Annotated in this window: 22 protein-coding genes and 1 pseudogene; 14 read left to right on the top strand and 9 right to left on the bottom strand. The window is 64.5% G+C overall.

Features of this window, described 5'->3' with window-relative positions; genetic code table 11:
- Positions 1-505, bottom strand: a 505-nt coding sequence (locus F464_RS0127440) for a GntR family transcriptional regulator (protein WP_018993075.1), incomplete at its 3' end; no start/stop codon positions are given.
- Between the two features lie 152 nt (positions 506-657).
- Here F464_RS0127440 and F464_RS0127435 point away from each other — a divergent pair.
- From F464_RS0127435 to F464_RS0127400, 8 genes are read left to right on the top strand one after another with little or no spacing between them, the layout of a single operon-like run.
- On the top strand, positions 658-1,092 hold the full coding sequence (locus F464_RS0127435; RefSeq protein ID WP_018993074.1) for a GlcG/HbpS family heme-binding protein: 435 nt from the start codon (positions 658-660) through the stop codon (positions 1,090-1,092).
- Positions 1,093-1,104: 12 nt separating this feature from the next.
- Positions 1,105-2,559, top strand: coding sequence for a 2-hydroxymuconic semialdehyde dehydrogenase (locus tag F464_RS0127430; RefSeq protein WP_018993073.1), 1,455 nt, complete (start codon positions 1,105-1,107; stop codon positions 2,557-2,559).
- 10 nt (positions 2,560-2,569) lie between these two features.
- A complete protein-coding gene (locus F464_RS0127425; RefSeq protein WP_018993072.1) occupies positions 2,570-3,430 on the top strand; it encodes an alpha/beta fold hydrolase in 861 nt (286 codons plus the stop codon).
- 1 nt (position 3,431) lies between these two features.
- Positions 3,432-4,214, top strand: a complete 783-nt coding sequence (gene dmpE, locus F464_RS0127420) for a 2-oxopent-4-enoate hydratase (protein ID WP_018993071.1) — start codon at positions 3,432-3,434, stop codon at positions 4,212-4,214.
- A gap of 32 nt (positions 4,215-4,246) precedes the next feature.
- Positions 4,247-5,170 carry an acetaldehyde dehydrogenase (acetylating) gene (locus F464_RS0127415; protein ID WP_018993070.1) on the top strand — a complete coding sequence of 308 codons (924 nt, stop codon included), beginning with the start codon at positions 4,247-4,249 and terminating at the stop codon, positions 5,168-5,170.
- A gap of 12 nt (positions 5,171-5,182) precedes the next feature.
- Positions 5,183-6,220, top strand: a complete 1,038-nt coding sequence (gene dmpG / locus F464_RS0127410; RefSeq protein ID WP_018993069.1) for a 4-hydroxy-2-oxovalerate aldolase — start codon at positions 5,183-5,185, stop codon at positions 6,218-6,220.
- Positions 6,217-7,005: a 2-oxo-3-hexenedioate decarboxylase gene (dmpH, locus tag F464_RS0127405; protein ID WP_018993068.1), complete on the top strand. Its 789-nt coding sequence runs from the start codon at positions 6,217-6,219 to the stop codon at positions 7,003-7,005. Before dmpG ends, dmpH begins: the two co-directional genes overlap by 4 nt.
- Positions 7,002-7,220 carry a 2-hydroxymuconate tautomerase gene (locus F464_RS0127400; RefSeq protein WP_269744925.1) on the top strand — a complete coding sequence of 73 codons (219 nt, stop codon included), beginning with the start codon at positions 7,002-7,004 and terminating at the stop codon, positions 7,218-7,220. Before dmpH ends, F464_RS0127400 begins: the two co-directional genes overlap by 4 nt.
- A gap of 92 nt (positions 7,221-7,312) precedes the next feature.
- On the opposite strand, the gene F464_RS0127395 is transcribed toward F464_RS0127400, so the two are convergent.
- Positions 7,313-8,260 (bottom strand): LysR substrate-binding domain-containing protein, encoded by a 948-nt coding sequence (locus F464_RS0127395; protein ID WP_018993066.1) that lies wholly within the window; start codon positions 8,258-8,260, stop codon positions 7,313-7,315.
- Positions 8,261-8,410: 150 nt separating this feature from the next.
- On the opposite strand from F464_RS0127395, the gene F464_RS0127390 reads away from it, so the two are divergent.
- The 6 genes from F464_RS0127390 to F464_RS0127365 all read left to right on the top strand — a co-directional run bounded on the left by F464_RS0127390 (position 8,411) and on the right by F464_RS0127365 (position 17,869).
- Positions 8,411-10,102, top strand: coding sequence for a DUF1302 domain-containing protein (locus F464_RS0127390; protein ID WP_018993065.1), 1,692 nt, complete (start codon positions 8,411-8,413; stop codon positions 10,100-10,102).
- A gap of 32 nt (positions 10,103-10,134) precedes the next feature.
- A complete protein-coding gene (locus F464_RS0127385) occupies positions 10,135-11,487 on the top strand; it encodes a DUF1329 domain-containing protein (protein ID WP_018993064.1) in 1,353 nt (450 codons plus the stop codon).
- 85 nt (positions 11,488-11,572) lie between these two features.
- Entirely contained in the window at positions 11,573-12,685 is a 1,113-nt protein-coding gene (locus F464_RS0127380) for a WD40/YVTN/BNR-like repeat-containing protein (RefSeq protein ID WP_018993063.1), read from the top strand.
- Positions 12,682-15,081, top strand: a complete 2,400-nt coding sequence (locus F464_RS0127375) for an efflux RND transporter permease subunit (protein WP_018993062.1) — start codon at positions 12,682-12,684, stop codon at positions 15,079-15,081. Before F464_RS0127380 ends, F464_RS0127375 begins: the two co-directional genes overlap by 4 nt.
- A 21-nt stretch (positions 15,082-15,102) precedes the next feature.
- Complete coding sequence (locus F464_RS0127370; RefSeq protein ID WP_018993061.1) at positions 15,103-16,128, top strand: universal stress protein; 1,026 nt, start codon at positions 15,103-15,105, stop codon at positions 16,126-16,128.
- A 61-nt stretch (positions 16,129-16,189) separates the two neighbouring features.
- A complete protein-coding gene (locus F464_RS0127365; RefSeq protein WP_018993060.1) occupies positions 16,190-17,869 on the top strand; it encodes a sigma-54-dependent Fis family transcriptional regulator in 1,680 nt (559 codons plus the stop codon).
- Between the two features lie 225 nt (positions 17,870-18,094).
- On the opposite strand, the gene F464_RS0127360 is transcribed toward F464_RS0127365, so the two are convergent.
- From F464_RS0127360 to F464_RS31840, 7 genes and pseudogenes are all read right to left on the bottom strand, one after another.
- Positions 18,095-18,910, bottom strand: coding sequence for a hypothetical protein (locus tag F464_RS0127360; RefSeq protein WP_157354275.1), 816 nt, complete (start codon positions 18,908-18,910; stop codon positions 18,095-18,097).
- 140 nt (positions 18,911-19,050) lie between these two features.
- Positions 19,051-19,566, bottom strand: coding sequence for an SHOCT domain-containing protein (locus F464_RS30700; protein WP_084600619.1), 516 nt, complete (start codon positions 19,564-19,566; stop codon positions 19,051-19,053).
- Positions 19,567-19,590: 24 nt separating this feature from the next.
- Positions 19,591-19,893: a hypothetical protein gene (locus tag F464_RS31250; protein ID WP_157354272.1), complete on the bottom strand. Its 303-nt coding sequence runs from the start codon at positions 19,891-19,893 to the stop codon at positions 19,591-19,593.
- A 107-nt stretch (positions 19,894-20,000) separates the two neighbouring features.
- Positions 20,001-20,570 (bottom strand): hypothetical protein, encoded by a 570-nt coding sequence (locus tag F464_RS31245; RefSeq protein ID WP_157354269.1) that lies wholly within the window; start codon positions 20,568-20,570, stop codon positions 20,001-20,003.
- Between the two features lie 59 nt (positions 20,571-20,629).
- Positions 20,630-21,442 carry a hypothetical protein gene (locus tag F464_RS0127350; RefSeq protein ID WP_018993057.1) on the bottom strand — a complete coding sequence of 271 codons (813 nt, stop codon included), beginning with the start codon at positions 21,440-21,442 and terminating at the stop codon, positions 20,630-20,632.
- A 394-nt stretch (positions 21,443-21,836) separates the two neighbouring features.
- Positions 21,837-21,992 (bottom strand): annotated as a pseudogene (locus tag F464_RS31240) (hypothetical protein); the annotation flags it as partial.
- 27 nt (positions 21,993-22,019) lie between these two features.
- A partial coding sequence (locus F464_RS31840) for a hypothetical protein (protein ID WP_232429050.1) occupies positions 22,020-22,211 on the bottom strand: 192 nt, incomplete at its 5' end.

Here is a 22,211-nt window from a genome sequence, read left to right as displayed (position 1 = left end):
TGTGCTGGAAGTGGCGGATCCAGCGCGACGGGCAGGCGGCGATCAGCGCCTCGTGGAAGGCGCGGTTGCGCTTCTCCCAGTCCTCGGTGGCGCCGGGATCGTGCTCGGCGAGCTTCTGTTCGGCGCGCGACAGGCGATGGAAGGCGCCGACCAGGCCGGCTTCCCATTCCTCGTTGCCGCGCGCGATTGCCTGCCGCAGCGCCTCGGTTTCGAGCAGCACGCGGGTGCGCGTGATGTCCTCGAAGTCGGCCAGCGAGATCGGCGCGACGCGGAAGCCGCGCTGCCCCTGGCCGACCACCAGCGCGTCGGTGACGAGCAGCAGCAGCGCCTCGCGCAGCGTGCCGGCGCCGACGTCGTACTGCTCCTTCAGGTGCTCGACGCGCAGCTTCTCGCCCGGCGGGTGCATGCCTTCGATGATGTCGCGCCGCAGCCGCTTGTAGGCGGCCTCGACGAGGGTCTTGGGTTCGTCGGCCTCGCGGGGGTCGGAAACGGTGGCGTCGATCATGGCGGCCGGAAGTTCAAGGAGGGGTCAGACAAATTCTAGCCGACTCGCTTCTTCCGCGCGGTGAGAAAATATCGAGATTTGGTGTTGACGTCGAGATTAATGGGAATTATCTTGAATCCAACGTCGCAACATCGCTCGCAGGAGAGCCGCCGATGAAAGTCGCAGTCCCGCAATCCACCGTGTCCTGGGAAGCCGCCCACGCGGCCGTCGCGGCCGCGGTGCGCCATGCCGAATCGCTCGGCCTGCGGGTGAACGTCGGCGTCGCCGACGCGGCGGGCAACCTGGTGGCCTTCCTGCGCATGCCCGGCGCCTTCCCCCAGTCGATCGACATCGCGATCGACAAGGCCTACACGGCCGCCGGTTTCGGTTTTCCGACCGGCCAGTGGATGGACGTGGTCGCCGGCAACGAAGGCATGAAGCTCGGTTTCTCGGCGCGGCCGCGCCTGGTGGTGCTCGGCGGCGGGCTGCCGATCCGCGTGGCCGGCGAACTGATTGGCGGCATCGGCGTGTCCGGTGCCTCGGAAGAACAGGACGGCGCCTGTGCGCGCGCAGGGCTTGCGGCGATCGGCGCCGACATCCAGGAATAGCGGAGGCATTCGATGAAACAGATCCACAACTTCATCAACGGCGAGTTCGTCGCCACCGAGCGGACCTTCGACAAGCGTTCGCCGCTCGACAACCGCGTCATCGCCGCGGTGCATGAGGCGGGCAAACGCGAAGTCGATGCGGCGGTCGCCGCGGCGCGTGCGGCGCTCAACGGCCCGTGGGGGCGCATGACGGTGGCCGAGCGCGTCGAGCTGCTCAACGCGCTCGCCGACGGCATCAACCGCCGCTTCGACGAGTTCCTCGCCGCCGAATGCGCCGACACCGGCAAGCCGGCGAGCCTCGCGCGCCACATCGACATCCCGCGCGGCGCGGCGAACTTCAATGTGTTCGCCGACGTCGTGAAGAGCGTGCCGACCGAGTTCTTCGAGATGGCCACGCCCGACGGCCGCGGCGCGCTGAACTACGCGGTGCGCCGCCCGGTCGGCGTCGTCGGCGTGATCTGCCCGTGGAACCTGCCGCTGCTGCTGATGACCTGGAAGGTCGGTCCGGCGCTCGCGTGCGGCAACGCGGTGGTCGTGAAGCCCTCCGAGGAGACGCCGCAGACCGCGACGCTGCTGGGCGAGGTGATGAACGAGGTCGGCATCCCGAAGGGCGTCTACAACGTCGTGCATGGCTTCGGCCCCGGTTCGGCGGGCGAGTTCGTGACCACGCACCCGCAGGTGAACGCGATCACCTTCACCGGCGAGACGCGCACCGGCGCCGCGATCATGAAGGCGGCGGCGGACGGCGCGCGCCCGGTGTCGCTGGAGATGGGCGGCAAGAACGCGGCGATCGTGTTCGCCGACTGCGACTTCGACGCCGCGATCGAAGGCACGATGCGCTCGGTGTTCGCGAACTGCGGCCAGGTCTGCCTCGGCACCGAGCGCGTGTATGTCGAGCGGCCGATCTTCGAGCGCTTCGTCGCCGCGCTGAAGGCCGGCGCCGAAAGCCTCAGGTTGGGCGTGCCCGAGGACGACGCGACCGGCATGGGGCCGCTGATCTCGCAGGAGCATCGCGACAAGGTGCTGGGCTACTACGCGAAGGCGAAGGAGCTCGGCGCGACGGTCGTCACCGGCGGCGGCGCGCCCGCGATGCCGGGCGAGCTTTCGCACGGTGCGTGGGTCGAGCCGACGATCTGGACCGGGCTGGGCGACGACTCGCCGATCGCGCGCGAGGAGATCTTCGGCCCTTGCACGCTGATCCAGCCCTTCGACGCCGAGGACGAGGTGATCCGCCGCGCCAATGACACCGACTACGGCCTCGCCTGCTCGGTGTGGACCAAGGACCTCGCCCGCGCGCACCGCGTCGCCGGGCGGATCGAGGCCGGCCTGGTGTGGGTGAACTCGTGGTTCCTGCGCGACCTGCGCACCCCCTTCGGCGGCGCCAAGCAGTCGGGCATCGGCCGCGAGGGCGGGGTGCATTCGCTCGAGTTCTACACCGAGCTCAAGAACGTGTGCATCAAGCTGTGAGCGCGCGGCGATGAGCGACAACTCCCCGGAGATCGCGCGCAGCGTCGCCGCTGCCGGCATCCGCACGAACTACCACGATGTCGGCGCCGGCCATCCGCTGCTGATGATCCACGGCTCCGGCCCGGGCGTGTCGGCGTGGGCCAACTGGCGGCTCGTGATGCCGATGCTCGCCGAGCGGGCGCGCGTGATCGCGCCCGACATGGTCGGCTTCGGCTTCAGCGAGCGCCCCGCGGGGCAGCGCTACGACCTCGACGTGTGGGTCGAGCAGGCGGTGGGCCTGCTCGATGCGCTCGACATCGAACGCACCGACCTCGTCGGCAACTCCTTCGGCGGCGCGCTGGCGCTGGCGCTCGCGATCCGTCATCCGCGGCGCGTGCGCCGGCTGGTGCTGATGGGCAGCGTCGGCGTGCCCTTCGCGATCACGCCCGGACTCGATGCGGTGTGGGGCTACACGCCCGCGCTCGACAACATGCGCGCACTGCTCGATCTGTTCGCGTGGGACCGCTCGCTCGTGAACGACGAGCTCGCGCGACTGCGCTACGAGGCGAGCATCCGCCCGGGCTTCCAGGAGTCGTTCGCGGCGATGTTCCCGGCCCCGCGCCAACGCTGGGTCGACGCGATGGCGAGCCGCGAGGCCGACATCCGCGCGCTGCCGCACGAGACGCTGGTGATCCACGGCCGCGAGGACCGCGTCATCCCGATCGCCAATTCGCTGACGCTGGCGGCCTGGATCCCGCGCGCGCAGCTGCACGTGTATGGCCGCTGCGGCCACTGGACGCAGATCGAGCACGCCGCCCGCTTCGCCCGCCTGGTCGGCGACTTCGTCGCCGATGCGGGCGCCGACGTACCCCAACCCCTGATCCGAGGCTGACATGGACCAACGACTGATCGAACGACTCGGCGACGAATTGTACCAGGCGCTGGTGAAGCGCGAGACGCTCGCGCCGCTCACCGAGCGCCACCCCGACATCACCATCGAGGACGCCTACCGCGTGCAGCAGCGCATGATCGCGCGGCGGCTCGAAGCGGGCGAGCGCATCGTCGGCAAGAAGATCGGCGTCACCAGCCGCGCCGTGATGAACATGCTGGGCGTGTACCAGCCCGACTTCGGCATGCTGCTCGACGGCATGCTGTACAACGAGGGCGAGGCGATCGCCGCCGACACGCTGATCCAGCCCAAGGCCGAAGGCGAGATCGCCTTCGTGCTGAAGCGCGACCTGAAGGGCCCGGGCGTGACCGCGGCCGACGTGCTCGCGGCGACCGAAGGCGTGATGACCTGCTTCGAGATCGTCGATTCGCGCATCCGCGACTGGAAGATCAAGGTCCAGGACACCGTCGCCGACAACGCCTCGTGCGGCGTGTTCGTGCTCGGCGACCGCCTCGTCGACCCGCGCCGCGTCGATCTCAACACCTGCGGCATGGTGCTGGAGAAGAACGGCGAGATCGTCGCCACCGGCGCCGGCGCGGCGGCGCTCGGCGCCCCGGCGAACGCCGTCGCATGGCTCGCCAACACCCTCGGCAGCCTCGACATCCCGCTCAAGGCCGGCGAAGTGATCCTGTCCGGCTCGCTCGCGGCGATGGTGCCGGTGAAGGCCGGCGACAACCTGCGCGTGACGATCGGCGGCATCGGCGGCTGCTCGGTGCGCTTCGTCTGAACCCCCGCCCCCAGAGAGAAGGAAGAGACAACATGAGCAAGAAGATCCGATGCGCCCTGATCGGTCCCGGCAACATCGGCACCGACCTGCTGGCGAAGCTGATGCGCAGCCCGGTGCTGGAGCCGGTATGGATGGTCGGCATCGACCCGGCCTCCGACGGCCTGGTGCGCGCCCGCGAGATGGGCCTGAAGACCACCGCCGAGGGCGTCGACGGCCTGCTGCCGCACGTGGTCGCGGACGACGTCCGGATCGCCTTCGATGCGACCAGTGCCTACGTGCATGCCGAGAACAGCCGCAAGCTGAACGAGCTGGGCGTGCTGATGATCGACCTCACGCCCGCCGCGATCGGTCCCTACTGCGTGCCGCCGGTCAATCTCAAGGACCATGTCGGGCAGGGCGAGATGAACGTCAACATGGTCACGTGCGGCGGGCAGGCGACGATCCCGATGGTCGCGGCCGTGTCGCGCGTGCAGCCGGTGGCCTACGGCGAGATCGTCGCCACCGTCTCCAGCCGTTCGGTCGGCCCCGGCACGCGCAAGAACATCGACGAATTCACGCGCACCACCGCCGGTGCGGTCGAGCGCGTCGGCGGCGCGAAGCGGGGCAAGGCCATCATCATCATCAACCCCGCCGAGCCGCCGCTGATCATGCGCGACACCGTGCATTGCCTCACCGAGTCGGAGCCGGACCAGGCGGCGATCACCGCGTCGATCCACGCGATGATCGCGGAAGTGCAGAAGTACGTGCCGGGCTATCGGCTTGTCAACGGCCCCGTCTTCGACGGCAAGCGCGTGTCGGTCTACCTCGAAGTGGAAGGCCTGGGCGACTACCTGCCGAAGTACGCCGGCAACCTCGACATCATGACCGCCGCCGCCGCGCGCACCGCCGAGATGTTCGCCGAGGAGATCCTCGCCGGGCGCCTCGCCCTCGAACCGCGCGCCGCCGTGGCCGCCTGACCGGAGACCGACATGAACCTTAGCGGCAAGAAAATCACCGTCCACGACATGACCCTGCGCGACGGCATGCACCCGAAGCGCCACCTGATGACGCTCGAACAGATGAAGACCATCGCCTGCGGGCTCGACGCGGCGGGCGTGCCGCTGATCGAGGTCACGCACGGCGACGGTCTCGGCGGCAGCTCGGTGAACTACGGCTTCCCCGCGCACACCGACGAGGAATACCTGTCGACGGTGATCCCGCTGATGAAGCAGGCCAAGGTGTCGGCGCTGCTGCTGCCGGGAATCGGCACCGTCGATCACCTGCAGATGGCGCACGAGCTGGGCGTGGCGACGATCCGCGTCGCAACCCACTGCACCGAGGCGGACGTGTCCGAGCAGCACATCGGCGCGGCGCGCAAGCTCGGCATGGACACTGTCGGCTTCCTGATGATGGCGCACATGAACAGCCCCGAAGGGCTCGTCACGCAGGCGAAGCTGATGGAGTCCTACGGCGCGAACTGCATCTACATCACCGACTCGGCCGGGCATCTCCTGCCCGACTCGGTGAAGGCGCGCATCGGCGCGGTGCGTGCGGCGCTCAAACCGGAAACGGAGCTGGGCTTCCACGGCCACCACAACCTTGCGATGGGGGTGGCGAACTCGATCGCGGCGATCGAGGCGGGCGCCAATCGCATCGACGCGGCCGCAGCGGGCCTCGGCGCGGGCGCGGGCAACACGCCGATGGAAGTGCTCGTCGCGGTGTGCGAGCTGATGGGGATCGAAACCGGCGTCGACGTGTTCGGGATCCAGGACGTCGCCGAAGACCTCGTCGTGCCGGTCATGGACTTCCCGATCCGCATCGACCGCGACGCGCTCACGCTCGGCTACGCCGGCGTGTATGGTTCCTTCCTCTTGTTCGCCAAGCGTGCCGAGAAGAAGTACGGCGTGCCGGCGCGCGAGATCCTCGTCGAGATGGGCCGCCGCGGCATGGTCGGCGGGCAGGAGGACATGATCGAGGACACCGCGATGACGCTGGCGAAGGCCCGGCAGCAGGAGGTGGCGGCATGAAGCTCGACCGCGAAATCATCGAGCGGCTCGCGACGCGGCTGGAGGGCTGCGAGCTCGAGGCGCGCGACACGACCAAGATCACCGACGACCACCCGGACATGGACTGGGACGACGCCTACGCGATCCAGGACGAGATCAAGCGGCGCAAGCTCGCGCGCGGCGCGCGCATCGTCGGCCTGAAGGCGGGGCTGACCTCGCACGCGAAGATGAAGCAGATGGGCGTCGAGACGCCGGTGTTCGGCTTCCTCGCCGACTACTTCGCGGTGCCCGACGGCGGCGAGGTCGACAGCGCGAAGCTGATCCACCCCAAGGTCGAGCCCGAGATCGCCTTCGTCACGAAGGCGCCGCTGCGCGGCCCCGGCTGCCACATCGGCGCAGTGCTCGCGGCGACCGACTTCGTGATCCCGGCGATCGAGATCATCGACAGCCGCTACCGCGACTTCAAGTTCGACCTCAAGAGCGTGGTCGCCGACAATTGCTCGTCCTCGCGTTTCGTCGTCGGCGGGCGCATGGGCGACGTCGCGGCGCTCGATTTGCGCACGCTGGGCGTGGTGCTGGAGAAGAACGGCGAGCCGGTGGCCTTCGGCGCCGGCGCCGCGGTGCTCGGCCATCCCGCCGCGGCGATCGCGATGCTCGCGAACATGCTCGGCGAGAAGGGCGAGGAAATCCCCGCCGGCACGCTGATCCTCTCGGGCGGCATCACCGAGGCCGTCGCCGTGCAGCCCGGCGACGCGGTGACGCTGCGCGTGCAGGACCTGGGTTCCGTGTCCGTGCGTTTCGCCTGAACGACAGCAGAAGGAGACAGCAAATGCCATTCGCCCAGATCTACCTCGTGGAAGGACGCAGCGAGGAGCAGAAGCGCGCGGTGATCGAGAAGGTCACCCAGGCCCTAGTCGAGGCCGTCGGCGCGCCGAAGGAGAACGTCCGCGTGTGGATCCAGGACGTGCCCAAGACCAACTGGGGCATTGCCGGACAGACCGCAAAAGACCTCGGGCGCTGACGCGCCGGCCCCGCGCCGCGGCGAGGAGTGGATCTTCGCCAACCCGAAGATCCACCTCGCTAAAGTCTCAAGGGCCGACACGCTCGTCATTCTCAGATTCCCGCGTCCCAAGCGGTTTCCGTTCGGATTCCGGAAGAATGCCCGGCAACGTGAGGCCCGCGGAATGCGCGTACGGTCTCCAGGAATTCCGAAAGGATAGGTGACTGATCGTCGGTGCGATAAAGGCAGCTCAGGTCGATGCGGCAGTTGGGCGGGGTGTCGTGCAGGGGGCGGAAGACGACGCCCGGCAGGGTCAGCGCGGTGACTGATTCGGGCACGAGGCAGATGCCGAAGCCGCCCGCCACCAGCGCGACCCCGGTGACCGCGTCGCCGACTTCCTGAGACACCTGGGGCACGAAGCCGGCTTCCTCGCACAGCCGCATCACCTTGTCGATGAAGTTGGGGCGGGCGCCGGTCGGGAACAGCACCATCGGATGCTCGGCAAGCATGGGGAAAGACACTGACTCCTCGCGGGCGAGCGGGTGGCTTTCGTTCACGGCCAGCAGCAGTTGCTCGGTCGCGACGAGTTCGGTCGCGAGGTCGGGCAGGGGCGCGAGCATGCGGTTGAAGCCCAGCGTGATCCGTCGCTGGCGCAATGCTTCGATCTGTTCCGCCTTGGTCATCGTGTGAAGGACCGTCTTCACTTCGGGATAGGCGTTGCGGAAAGCGAGCAGCAGCCTGGGGATGATGCCGAGGATGCCCGAACCGAAGATCGCGATGTCGAGCCGCCCGAGCTTCCCCTGACCTGCGCGCTGGGTGCGTTCCGTCGCCTGCTCGACGACGGAGCGGATGTTGCGCGCTTCCTCCAGGAACAGTTCGCCCGCCTGGGTGAGTTCCATCCCCCTGGGCGTGCGGGTGAAGAGGCGCACGCCCAGTTCTTCCTCCAGTTGCTGAATCTGCCTTGTGAGCGGCGGCTGCGAGATGTGCAGCCGTGCGGCGGCGCGGCCGATGTTCTCCTCTTCAGCCACGGCAATGAAGTAACGAAGGTGTCGGAGGTCCATGTATTCCCCGGATGGGTAAGCGGAAGGTCGCCAACACAATACCTTGAAGGTATGGAGGTTGCCAATTAATGGTATTGGACGGTAATTCACGACCCCGATAACTTCCTGCCTACACAAGAACCATCAAGGTCATCGCTCAAGGAGGAAGACATGGGGATCAAGAAGACCGCGCAATGCGGCGTCGCGGTTATCCGCAGGAAGAAGGCCGCCGGCGCGGTCGTCGGTGCGCTGGCAGCCCTATCGGCTGCACAAGGGGCGTTGGCGTTCCAGATCGACAGCGGCAATCCGGACATCCGGATGACGTGGGACAACACCGTCAAGTACAGCGCCGCATGGCGCGTGCGCGATGCGAATTCGAAGGTCGCGGACAACTCGCTGGGCGTGCAGGCGAACACCAACGACGGCGACCTCAACTTCGACCGCGGCCTGATCTCGAACCGCATCGACCTGCTGTCCGAGTTCGATTTCCGTTACAAGCGCAACTTCGGCTTCCGCGTCAGCGGCGCCGCCTGGTACGACGAGGTCTACAACCGCCACAACGACAACCCCGGGGCGCTCGGCGGCGCACTGGTGAATTCGCGTTCGGCGAAGTTCGACGAATTCACCGACGACACGCGCGACCTGCATGGGCGCAAGGCCGAATTCCTCGACGCCTTCGTGTGGACCAACCTCACGCCCGGCGACACGAACCTGAACCTCAAGGCCGGCCGCTTCACCCAGCTCTACGGCGAGAGCCTGTTCTTCGGCAGCAACGGCATCGCCGCCGCGCAGACCTCGCTCGACCTGATCAAGGCGCTGTCGGTGCCGAACTCGCAGTTCAAGGAGATCCTGCGCCCGATCGGGCAGGTCGCCGCGCAGCTGCAGCTCAGCCCGAGCTTCTCGATCGGTGCCTACTACCAGGCCGAATGGCGCAAGACGCGCCTGCCGGCGGCGGGCTCCTACTTCAGCTTCGCCGACTTCGTCGACGACGGTGGCGAGACCGTGATCCTCGGGCCGGGCGCCTTCGTGCATCGCGGCAAGGACATCGACGCGAAAGACTCGGGGCAGGGCGGCCTGCAGCTGAAGTTCAAGGCGGGCGACACCGAATACGGCGTGTATGCCGCGCAGTGGCACGACAAGATGCCGCAGTTCTACCTGCGCCCGGGCGTCAATCCGCGCAACGGCAGCATCGGCGATTACGTGCAGGTGTTCGCGGAAAACATCCGCGCGGTCGGCGGCAGCTTCAGCACTCTGGTCGGCGAGACCAACGTCGCCGGCGAGATTTCCTTCCGCGACAACATGCCGCTCGTCGCCAGCGGCAACACCGTGATCCTGCCCGGCAACACGACCGCCGCCGGCGACAGCAATGCCGCTTTCCCGGTGGGCCGCACGCTGCACCTGAACCTCTCCGCGATCAGTGTGCTGTCGGGCAACGAAATGTGGGACGGCGCCTCCTTCATCGGCGAATTCGCGTTCAACCGCCGCCTGAAGATCACCGACAACGCCAGCCAGCTCGATCCGCGTGCCACGCGCGACGCCACGGCGCTGCAGTTCATCTTCCAGCCCGAGTATTTCCAGGTCCTGCCCGGCCTCGACCTGCAGGTGCCGATCGGCGTGAGCTACGGACTGAGCGGACGCTCATCCGTCAATGGCGCGCTGTTCCCGGCCGAGCATGGCGGCAACATCAGCGTGGGCGTGAAGGGCGAGTACCAGAAGACCTGGCAGGCCAGCATCAACTACACCCACTACATCGGCTCGTCCGGCTCGGTCATCCGCTACAACACCGCCGTGCCCCAGCTCTCGTACGACAACTTCCACGGCGACCGCGACTTCGTCTCGCTGTCGATCCAGCGGACGTTCTGATTTCCAGCATTTCATAAAACGAGGAGACGACCATGCACAAGCAACTCATTTTTTCGGCAGCCGTTGCAGCAGCGCTGCTAGGCACCCAGGGCGCGTACGCGGCGGTGAGCGCTGAAGAGGCGGCGAAGCTCAAGAACACGCTCACGCCGCTCGGCGCGGAGAAGGCCGCCAACAAGGACGGCAGCATCCCGTCCTGGGAAGGCGGCCAGACCAAGCCGCTGTCCGGCAAGAAGATGGGCGACATCCCGCTCGAGATCTTCGCCGGCGAGAAACCCGCGTTCCAGGTCAATGCGAAGAACATGGCCCAGTACGACGCGCTGCTGTCGGAAGGCACCAAGACGCTGCTGCAGAAGTACCCGGACAGCTTCCGGCTCGACGTCTATCCGACTCACCGCACCGCGGCGGCGCCGCAGAAGGTGTACGACAACGTCGCCAGGAACGCGACCCGCTGCAAGCTCAAGGACGGCGGTTACTCGATCGAGGGCTGCATCGGCGGCACGCCCTTCCCGATCCCGAAGGAAGGCGTCGAGGTGATGTGGAACTACCTGATGCGCGTCGAGGCGCCGTCGATCGAGTACCGCTTCAAGAACATCGTCGGCAACGCGGACGGCACGCACACGCTGGCGACGCGCAACGAGATCTCGTTCCAGTACCCGCAATACTATGACGACGCTACGCCGGAGAGCTGGTCGGGCGAGTACGCGATGTTCCGCTTCAACACGCTGGAGCCCCCGTTCAAGGCCGGCGAATCGCTGGTGATCCGCGACAGCGTGGACCAGAAGAACGCGCGCCAGGCCTGGCAATACCTCGTTGGCCAGCGCCGCGTGCGCCGCGCGCCGACCGTCTCCTACGACACGCCGGACTTCGTCGCCTCGGGCGCGAACTACTTCGACGAAGTGCAGGGCTTTTTTGGCTCGCTCGACCGCTTCCAGTGGAAGCTCGTCGGCAAGCAGGAGCTGCTGATCCCGTACAACAACAATGGACTCATCGGCGCCAAGCTCGACGATGCGATTGCCAAGTACCACCTGAACCCGGACCAGGTGCGCTGGGAGCGTCATCGCGTGTGGGTCGTCGAGGCCACCGTGGCGCCGGGCAAGCGCCATGCCGTGCCCAAGCGCCGCTACTACCTCGACGAGGACACCTGGCTGATCGCGCTGGTCGACGGCTATGACGCCGAAGGCAAGCTGTGGCGCACCACCCAGGTCACGCCCTTCGTCGTCCCGTCCGTTCCGGCGACGCTGATGAAGACCGCGACCGTGTTCAACCTGCAGGCCGGCACGATGAGCGTGATCCAGGCGCTCAACGGCGAGGACTTCAAGGTCGTGCCGCGCAAGCAGGAAACCTTCTTCACCGGCGACGCTGTTGCCGCCGAAGGCGTGCGCTGACGTCCAGTTCGGTTGTGGACCCAACCCCGGTTTCTCCTCCCGCCGGGGTCGGGTTCCGCTTTCCCTGTCTTCGATCCGAGTCCCGATGATGCGCCCACTCCTTTCGTCCTGCCGCAGCGTGGTGCCTGCCACCGCGCTCCTGGCGGCCGTGCTGACTTTCACCGTTCCCGCGGCGGCGGCACCGGTTGCCGACCTGCTCGAGCTGCCGGCGGCCGTGAACGCCCGCGCGATCCGGTCCCTGCAACTCGCGGTGACGCGCGCCGGCGAACGCCTCGTCGCGGTCGGCGAGCGCGGCACCGTGCTGCTGTCCGACGATCACGGCCGCAGCTGGCGGCAGGCCACGCGCGTTCCCGTCAGCATCGCCCTGACCGACGTCCATTTCCCCACGCCGCAGCTTGGCTGGGCAGTGGGGCACAGCGGTGTCGTGCTGCACACGACTGACGGCGGCGAAAACTGGGAGCGTCAGCTCGACGGCAAGCTGGCGGCGCAGCTCGCCCTCGACGATGCACAGGCGCGGGCCGGAGAGGGTGGGCAGGCGGCACGCCGCGTGCGCGAGGCCGAATCGCTCGTCGCCGACGGGCCCGACAAGCCCCTGCTGGGCGTGCACTTCGCCGACGCCCAACGGGGATGGGTCGTCGGTGCCTACGGCCTCGCGCTCGGCACCACCGACGGCGGCAAGAGCTGGCACTCGCTAATGGGGCGCATTCCAAACCAGCGCGGCAAGCATCTCTACCAGGTGCACGGCGATGGCGATCTGCTGCTGGTGTCCGGCGAGCAGGGCGCGCTGTTCCGCTCCACGGACGGCGGCGCCAGCTTCGCCGAAGTGCGCACACCGTACTCGGGCACCTACTTCGGCATCCTGCGCACGCGCGCCGAGACCCTGATGGCGTTCGGCCTGCGCGGCAACGCATGGCGCAGCACGGACGGCGGCGTGAGCTGGGAACGGGTCGATACCGGCCAGCCGGTCACGATCGCAGCCGGGCATCCGCTCAAGGACGGCTCCCTCCTGTTGGGCGACGAGAGCGGCCGCCTGTTGCGCAGCACCGACGACGGCCACAGCCTGTCCGCGCTCGCCGTGCCGCCCGCCGCCGGCCTGACCGGCTTCGCGCAGGCCGCCGATGGTGCCCTGATCCTCTCCGGTCCGCGTGGCCTGACCCGCGTCGAACCGGACCTCCTCGTTTCGGAACTGAAAAAATGAGTCACGCGCACGCCCTGCCTGCAGGCGCCGTCGTCGCCGACGTTGCCGCCTTCGATACTCGCTCGGGTTCGCTCGGCGAACGCCTGCTGTTCAACAACCGCCTCGTGATCGTCCTGCTGTGCCTCGCCGCGACCCTCGTGCTCGGCTTCCAGGCGCGCGGGCTGTCGCTGAACGCGGCCTTCGAGAAGATGATCCCGACGGGCCACCCCTACATCGCTAACTTCCTCGAAAACCGCAAGCAGCTCGCCGGCATGGGCAACACGCTGCGCATCGCCGTGGAGGCGAAGGACGGCACGATCTTCGACCCCGACTACCTCGACACCGTGCGCAAGATCAACGACGAGCTGTTCCTGCTGCCCGGCGTCGATCGGCCGTACATGAAGTCGCTGTGGACCCCGGCGGTGCGCTGGACCGGCGTGACGGAGGAGGGGCTCGACGGCGGCCCGGTGATCCCCGACGACTACGATGCATCGCCCGACAGCCTGGAGCAGGTGCGCCGCAATGTCGAGCGCTCGGGCGAGATCGGCCAGCTCGTGGCGGGGAACTACAAGTCGAGCATCGTGCTCGTGCCGCTGCAGAACAAGGTGGCCGAAACCGGCGAGCGCATCGACTACACCAGGCTCTCGGCGCGCATCGAGGAGCTGCGCGCGAAGTACGAGAGCGACCGCGTCGGCATCCACGTCACCGGTTTCGCCAAGGTCGTCGGCGACCTGATCGCAGGCCTGCAGCAGGTGATGATCTTCTTCGCCCTCGCGATCGGCATCTGCACCGCGGTGCTGTACTGGTACACGCGCTGTCTGCGCAGCACGCTGCTGGTCGTGCTGTGCTCGATGGTCGCGGTCGTGTGGCTGCTCGGCCTGCTGCCGACGCTCGGTTACGAGCTCGATCCGTATTCGGTGCTGGTGCCTTTCCTCGTCTTCGCCATCGGCATGAGCCACGGCGCGCAGAAGATGAACGGCATCATGCAGGACATCGGTCGCGGCACGCACAAGCTGGTCGCCGCGCGCTACACCTTCCGCCGCCTCTTCCTCGCGGGTGTCACCGCGCTGCTGGCCGACGCCGTGGGCTTCGCGGTGCTGATGGTGATCGACATCCAGGTCATCCAGGACCTCGCCGTCACCGCGAGCATCGGCGTCGCCGTGCTGATCTTCACCAACCTCGTGCTGTTGCCGATCCTGCTGTCGTACACGGGCGTGAGCCCGGCAGCCGCCGAGCGCAGCCTGAGCGCCGAGACGATGGAAGCGAACGACGGCGCGCACGCGAAGCACCCGTTCTGGGCCTTCCTCGACCTCTTCACCCAGCGCAAGTGGGCGGCGATCGCCGTCGCCGCTGGCGTCGTCATGGGCCTCGCGGGGCTCGCGATCAGCTTCCAGCTCAAGATCGGCGACACCGCGCCGGGAGCGCCGGAGCTGCGCGCCGACTCGCGCTACAACCGCGACAACGCCTTCATGGTCGCCAACTACGCGGCGAGCAGCGACGTGTACATCGTGATGGTGAAGACGCCGCAATACGCGTGCGCGCACTACGACACGCTGATGTCGGTCGATGCGCTCGAACGCGAGCTGCAGCAACTGCCGGGCGTCGAGGCGACGAGCTCGCTCGCGGGCCTCGCGAAGGTGTCGCACGCCGGCATGAACGAGGGCAGTCTCAAGTGGTTCGAGGTGCCGCGTTCGCAGGACATGTTGAACGCCATCATCACCCGCGCGCCGCGCGAGCTCTTCAACCAGAACTGCGACCTCACCACCGTCTACGTGTACCTCAAGGATCACAAGGCCGACACGCTGACCAGCGTCGTGCAGACGGTTGAGGCCTTCGCCGCCAATCACGGCAGCGAGGAGATCCGCTTCCTCAACGCCGCGGGCAACGCCGGCATCGAGGCGGCGACGAACATCGTCGTCAAGAAGGCCAACGTCGAGATGCTGTTCCTCGTCTATGGCGCGGTCATCATCCTCGCCTTCGTCACCTTCCGCTCGTGGCGCGCGGTGATCTGCGCGGTGCTGCCGCTGATGCTCACCTCGGTGCTGTGCGAGGCGCTGATGGTCGGGCTCAACATCGGCGTCAAGGTCGCGACGCTGCCGGTGATCGCGCTGGGGGTGGGCATCGGCGTCGACTACGCGCTCTACGTCATGACCGTCACGCTCGCCCAGCTCAAGAACGGCATGAGCCTGTCGGAGGCGTACTACAAGGCGCTGCTCTTCACCGGCAAGGTCGTCGTGCTCACCGGCATCACCCTCGGCATCGCGGTCGCCATCTGGGCTTTCTCGCCGATCAAGTTCCAGGCCGACATGGGGATACTCCTCGCCTTCATGTTCGTGTGGAACATGCTCGGCGCGCTGATCCTGCTCCCGGCGCTGGGCCATTTCCTGCTGCGTCCGAAGAAGACGGTCGCGATCTGACGAGATTCGGAGAGACACAACATGTACCGTCATCTGCTGGTGCCGCTCGACGGCTCGGAACTTGCGACCAACCTGGTCACCCAGGCCGTCGATTTCGCCCGATCGCTCGGCGCGCGCATCACCTTCTTTACCGCCCGGGACGATCTCGGCGGCACCGACGAGGGCGCGCTGCTGCGCACGCTCGCGCCGCAGGACTTCGCCGAGCGGGCCGCCGGCGACGCCGGCGCCATCCTCGCCAAGGCGCGCTCGGCCGCGGGGCAGCACGAGCTGCAATGCGCCACGGTCGTGCGCACGGGCCGCCGGCCGTGGGAATTGATCCTGCAGGTCGCCGAAGAGCGCGGCTGCGACCTCATCTTCATGGCCTCGCACGGCTTGCGCGGCCTGCGCACGCTCGTGCCGGGCTCGCAGACGCAAAAGGTGCTCGCGCACGCCCGCCTGCCGGTGCTCGTCGCCAGCGTCGAACGCAACGCCGCGGATGACGCGGCCACCGCCGCGATCGGCATCATCCGCGACGAACACCGCTCCATCGCTTCGGTGCTGACGGGCCTGCGCAACGCGATGCGGCAGGACAGCGAGCGCGACGAGACGCCCGACCTCGACTTCATCGCCGGCCTGCTGCGCTACCTGAAGACCTTCCCCGAAGTCCTGCATCACCCGAAGGAGGATCAGTTCCTGTTCGCGAAGCTCGCCGCACGCACCCACGAGGCCGACGACGTCCTCGCCGCCCTGCGCCGCGAGCACGAAGAGGGGGGCGCGCAGATCGCCGCCGTCGAAGCAGCGGTGGAACGCTGCCGGCAGCACGCAGCGCCGATCGGCGAACTCGCACAGGTCATCGACGCCTTCGTCGAGGCGCAGTGGCGGCACCTGAACACCGAGGAGGAGCAGATCCTGCCAGCCGCGCGCAAACACCTCAGCGACGAGGACTGGCGCGCGATCGAACACGCCTTCCGCGCCCACGGCGACTTCCGCGTGGGCAGCGAATACGACGAAAGTCTCAGGAAACTCTTCGTAAAACTGATGAACATGACCGCTTCGAGCGATAATTAGACGTCAGTTATTACAAGTAGGGCGCCGCACGTACGGCGCCCCGGCGAGGAGAGACCCCCGGATGCACGAGAAGCTGATCGAGCAGTTCAACCTGCGTTCGCGGCTGCGGTTCAACATCGACAGCGGCCACATCTGGCTCGGCGAGAACCGCATGCTGATGTTCCACGCGCAGGCCTTCGGCGCGCTGCGCAAGGAACTCTTCGATTCGCTCGGCGCGAAACGGGCGAAGGGGGTGCTGCTGCGCATGGGCTTCGCCTCCGGCCGCCACGACGCCGAACTCGCCGGCAAGCTCTCGAACCAACTCAACGCCTACGACGCCTTCCAGATTGGCCCTGAACTGCACGCCTTCGAAGGGCTCGTCAAACCGACCATTCTCGACGCCAAGATCGACTGGGAGCGGGGCACCTTCTGCGGCGAGGTCCTGTGGGAGAACTCCTGGGAGGCCGAATCGCACGTCCAGCACTTCGGCGTCGGTGACGACGTCGCGTGCTGGAGCCTGGTCGGCTACGCATCCGGCTATTCGAGCTACTTCCTCAAGCGCTTCATCGTCTTCCGCGAAGTCGAATGCACCGGCAAGGGCGACCCGCGCTGCCTGATCGTCGGCAAACCCGCCGAGGACTGGAAGTTCGACGACGACTACCTCGACTACTTCCGCCCCGACAACGTCGAATGCAAGCTGCGCCAGTTGCAGGAAGACGTGCGCCAGCTCAAGGCCACGCTGTCCGCGCAGCAGGGGCCGGGCGGCCAGCTCGTCGGCAACTCGCCGGCCTTCCGCAGCGCCTTCGACCTCGTCAACAAGGCCGCCAAGAGTCCCATCAGCGTGCTCCTGCTCGGCGAGACGGGCGCGGGCAAGGAGATGTTCGCGCGCTGGCTGCACGACCACAGCGACCGCGCCGACCAGCCCTTCGTCGCCATCAACTGCGCCGCCATCCCGCACGACCTGATCGAATCCGAACTCTTCGGCGTGCAGAAGGGTGCCTACACCGGCGCCCAGCATTCCCGCCCGGGCCGCTTCGAGCGCGCCAACGGCGGCACGCTGTTCCTCGACGAGGTCGGCGACCTCTCACCGGCCGCCCAGGTCAAGCTCCTGCGCGTGCTGCAGACCGGCGAGATCGAACGCCTCGGCGACGACCAGACGCGCAAGGTCAACGTGCGCCTCGTCGCGGCGACCAACGTCAACCTCCAGCAGGCCATCGCCGAAGGCCGCTTCCGCGCCGACCTCTACTACCGCCTCGCGACCTACCCGGTCACGATCCCGCCGCTGCGCGAGCGCAAGGCGGACATCCCGCTGCTCGCCACCGCGCTGGTCGACAAGATCGCGCCGACTTACCACAAGAAAATCGAAGGCATCACCGACCGCGCCATGCAGGCTCTGCTCGCACACGACTGGCCGGGCAACGTGCGCGAGCTGGAAAACCTGATCGAACGCGGCGTGCTCCTCGCCGAGCCCGGCGGCCAGATCGAACTCGAACACCTCTTCGCATCCGGCGCTCCAGGCAACCAGCACGGCGCCGAAATCGGCCGCGAGGGCTTCGTCGCCGACCTCGCCGAATCGAACCGCGGGCGCCTGTACGAGGCGCTGCTCGACGAAGGCTTCGACCTCGACGCCCACGAGCGCCGCCTCGTGGAACTGGCCGTCCGCCGCGCGAACGGCAACCTGACGCATGCAGCGCGCTTGCTTGGGATTACGCGGCGGCAGCTTGCCTATCGGTTGAAGCAGGATGCCAACGCGGCGGGGTAGTTGCGGAAAGCCGCCGCACGACGTGCAGTACCGTCGAACGACAGGTCGCCGGTTCGTCGAGTTGGTGGATCAACCCGAAGCGGCCCGATGACCCAAGGCAAAGGCGACATTCAACGTGTAGGTAACCTGCAACCGCGCGAGGCGGGCTGTTCGGAGAGCGCCCCGCTTTCGGTTGTCAGGTTGACCGGAGTGTTAGAAATATAGCAACCCATTTGCAGATTTAGCTTATTGTGCAATGGCCTTATCGATTTGCTTCTTGCTCTCGGCTTTAATACTTTCCATCTCTTCACTTAACCGCTTCACTTCTTCAAGCCGTTTGTCTTCAAAGCACTCGCTATATTTGTGACCGGCGAGTCTCAACAAGGCATAGCCGATGAGCGGGCGCTTCTTCGCTAAGATCCGAATTGCGCCCAGAGAGCGCACCGTTTCTTCGATCGCACTCGCCAGGAATTTCTTGATGACCAAGAGGTCATTGCGAATCCTAGTGACATTGGCCATATAGTTTTCAATGTCTATGCGTTCTGAAATCAGTGCCTCTTTGGACTCCGAGTACGCGCCATTAATTGTTTCCATTGATTCATTGAGTTTTCTCAGGCTCACATTCAGGTGGAAAAGCTCATTGACCAAGTCGATGTTCAACAGGTCCGGAAGCAGCTCATACGTCGCAGGAACTGGGTGCAATCTGTTTGCCCACACGAATGCGTGTGTCTGACCGCCTCCTCCGGCGTACTTTTTGTAAATGTCATCAAATGTCTCGATGACGAATATGTTGTCATCCAGCGTCGAAAGAAGACCATTCAACGCATGCTCCAATCGCACGAGAGTGGAATGGTTCTTGGTAACGCGATCGGAGTAGGCCTTAAAGAAATCGCCGGTCCTGACAAAGACGAAAGCCAAAAAGGCGCCCAAGAACGCGCCAGACGCAGACTCCGCAAACTTCTCGTTCGCCTCTACGAATAGTAAGTTGAAAATCCCGGCGCCAAAGGCAGTCAGGTACGCCAGGATTACAAGGAACAAAATGCCAGCCAGCTTTTCTCTCATGGCGACGAACAATTTCTAACGTTCAAAGTGAGGGGCAGCCGGAGCGCGAAGCGCGGAGGGGACCAAAAGCGCAGCTTTTGGCTGTCCCCTCGACTGCCGAGTTAGCACAAAATCCGGCTATGCCTTTGGAGGTCAAAGCATTAGCTGCCGAGTAGTCGTGCCTTCTGGCTGTTAAATTCATCTGGGGTTAGAATCCCCTGATCTCTGAGGGCAGCGAGTTTCGTAATTTCGTCGGCAACTGACTGGACTGACTGTGCAGAAGAGGCTGATAGCATGGGGTCTGCTATTAGCCCCATTTCTTCCTGCCATCGGGAGCCATCTTGCGCCAATAGTTCGGAGGTCCGTCTGATGATCTCCCGCACGTTCTCACGATTTTTGCCATGAGTTGTCGCCGATCCGAATATTGTTTTTGCGGCGGATTGAACTGAAATCGTGGCTCCGCTGCCACCGTTCCCGGTGACGGAAATGGATACTTTCTCACCCCACGAAAACGCACTCATACCGGTCTTTACATCTACGCGAGACGCAAGTTCGTCTCTATTGTCAATTTCCATTCCCTTCAGCCCTTCAACTGCGGCGCAGACTGCGTGGAAGACGACTTGTTTAGGGAAAGGGAATTCAGCGTTTCCAGTTCGATCAAATGTGTCGAATAGCATTGAGTAGCCCCCTTTCGTTGTGGATCAAGGTTTGAAATCGACCCACGTATTGCCCTTGTGTTGGGCAAGGGTCAGTACTGGGGTTGCGTCACAATGTTCACATGTGAAGTGAATGCTTAAGCCGTGGCGTCTACTGCTTGGGTTGCTCGTCAGGTCGTTATCTACGGCATACGTGCCATCTACAACTGAAACATGAATACCAGTGCCCTGATCTTCTACACGCTCAAAGATCTCCACTCTTCCATGATGAAGATGGTTGCCGCCGCAGGACGGACATTCCAACAAGCTGCCGGAGCCTTCTACATATTGCTCAAATGTAAGTTCCATGAGTTCCTCCAGAGAAATGCTAACGTGGAGCTAATCGGCCGCCGGAGGGCAAAGGCCGGAGGGAACCCAACAGCGCAGCTGTTGGGCGGTCCGCATTGAGCGCAGGGTTATGCGTTGGTGACATTTTTCACCAACAACGCGTATCTATTCCAAATTTGAAGATCTGCGAATGACGACGTTCGATTGAATGCGCGCTGAAAGTTTGGTGACCTTTGCTCAAGGTAGGGGCTAGCGGAAGAAAGAACTGCCGCTGAGCATGCGATATAGAACTGGTTTTGGTCTGCATCTACTATCGAAACCCAATGCTCGCCGTCATTGATCGCAATAATGGCAACTTGATTGTCTGTGAGCGACGCTCGAAGTGATTTTGCAGTTACATTTTCATTTCGCGTCAGATGGAACTGAGTGCTCCGAATTCTTTCGAGAAAATTCCGGCATAGACCCTCGAAATAATCTGGAGTGCCATCCAATGCTTCGGTTCCAGAGCCCGACAAAAAATCGTCGAGTTTGAATGGCGACGCCCGTAATGATTTTTTCCACTGAGCGCCCGTCAGCTGCTTTGAAGTCAAGGCGACATAGCTGTTGGCAATGCTATATAGGTAGCAGGCTCCGTCAAGGTCGCCCTGTGCAAAGATTCTTCGAGTCATTTTAGCGGTTGAAAAGAGTTGGTGACGCATAACGTGGAGGTCACCGGCGCTGCGCGGCTTTATCGCGCAGCGTCCGGTGGACCGCAGGGTTATGCCTCATCGGTTTCAACGGACTCGGCCTCGAACTCTTGGAAAGTGTTCAAGTCCTTCCCGAGGCGTACAACTGGGCGTCCCTTGAACCGAAGTTGCTGCTCTGAGGTGGTTTTATAGCGGACGAAGTCAAAGTCTTCCTCACTGAGACCAACTTTGACATAGCGAGAGGGCGCAAGCTTTATCTCCGCTAACAACCTATTGGGCGACATGTTTGTGACGTAGCCAACGATTTCGTCTGGCTCACCGCGATAGCTTTCGTTCTTGATTTCTCGGACGTAGGTCTGGGTTTCTGACGTTAACTTGATGGGCGATATGTTTAGCGTCGGGGACGGTATTAGTTCAATGCTGTCGATGCCGCCAATGTTGTTGATGTGGTTGGTGATCTGAACAGTTTCAGCATAAATGGCACCAACCAACACTGACCCTTCAACATCTCGGGCTTGAATTGATGTAGTGCCCGATTTCGATTGGGGTGATAGCACGCTCTTAAGTGCGTACTTGGCAAGCGAACCTAAGCCTACTTTTAACAGCGTAAGAAGATACTGCTGTAGCGCAGGATCAGCGGCGAAAGGGATAAGCGCGTAGAGGTCGGAAGACTTGCGGCGCTCAGAAATTTGGAGCGAAAGACGTTTGCGTTCTGCTTGCGTGAGATGAGCGCCCTTCTTGAGCCGGCCGTTCTCAAACTGGAAAGCTTTATGAATGATTCGCTGAACAGCAACCAGAGTGTCGCCAAGCTCGTAAATCGGGATGGATCGCACGTCAAGCTCTTCGCCCGAAAATTTTAGCCAGAGCGACGGTTCTTCTTTCATGGCGCAACTCTCCTACAGGGCAAATGAGGCATAACGTGTTGTAGACAGCAGACGTGATGTATATGCGCTGAAATGCCGTGTAAGCCATCATGCGAATCGCCAAGGAGCATTGATTTCATGCTCCTTTTCGTGAGCACTCAGACTTATACATCAATCATACACCGCATGATTGTGACGGTGCAGACAGCAAGGCCCAATGACAAAGTGTGCTCGAACCGTCGCGGCGAGCAGGGAGCAACGCCTGCTATCAGGAGGCATGTTCGACTGTCCGAACTTGGCAGGCAGAACGAGTTCAGCTTTCGTCGCCGTAGCCGCCCCGTCAGGTCTTCCCGTCTGCGCTTACGGTCCAGGTTTGTTCGACGCCTGCCATCGGCCACGCCGGATCATCACCGGATCAAGCCGCCACCTTGACCCGCGCCCCGTGCAGTTTCTTGTAGCTGTCGATCAGGCGCTGGTGCCTGTCGAGTCCTTCCAGTTTCATGCTCGTCGACGTCAAGCCGAAGAAGCGCACGGTGCCATCCACTGACCCCAGCACGGCGTTCATCCGCGCAGAAAATAGGGGACAGACCCAATGCCGTTAAGTTAAGACGATCGACATTCTCATGGCGACCTGCATGGTAAAATTCCAGATGCAAAGTTTCGAATTATCAATAGGATACATTGAAGATGACTTTGCAAGTTCCATGCCGAGATGTTGGCCGAGATCGCTGAAACGCTCAACTCGGACAGCTTCGTCGCTGCCCATCGCGTCAATCCGACCGACTTTACC

Source organism: Aromatoleum toluclasticum ATCC 700605 (genome assembly GCF_000378245.1).
GTDB lineage: Bacteria > Pseudomonadota > Gammaproteobacteria > Burkholderiales > Rhodocyclaceae > Aromatoleum > Aromatoleum toluclasticum.
This window is presented reverse-complemented; position numbering and strand designations above follow the sequence as displayed.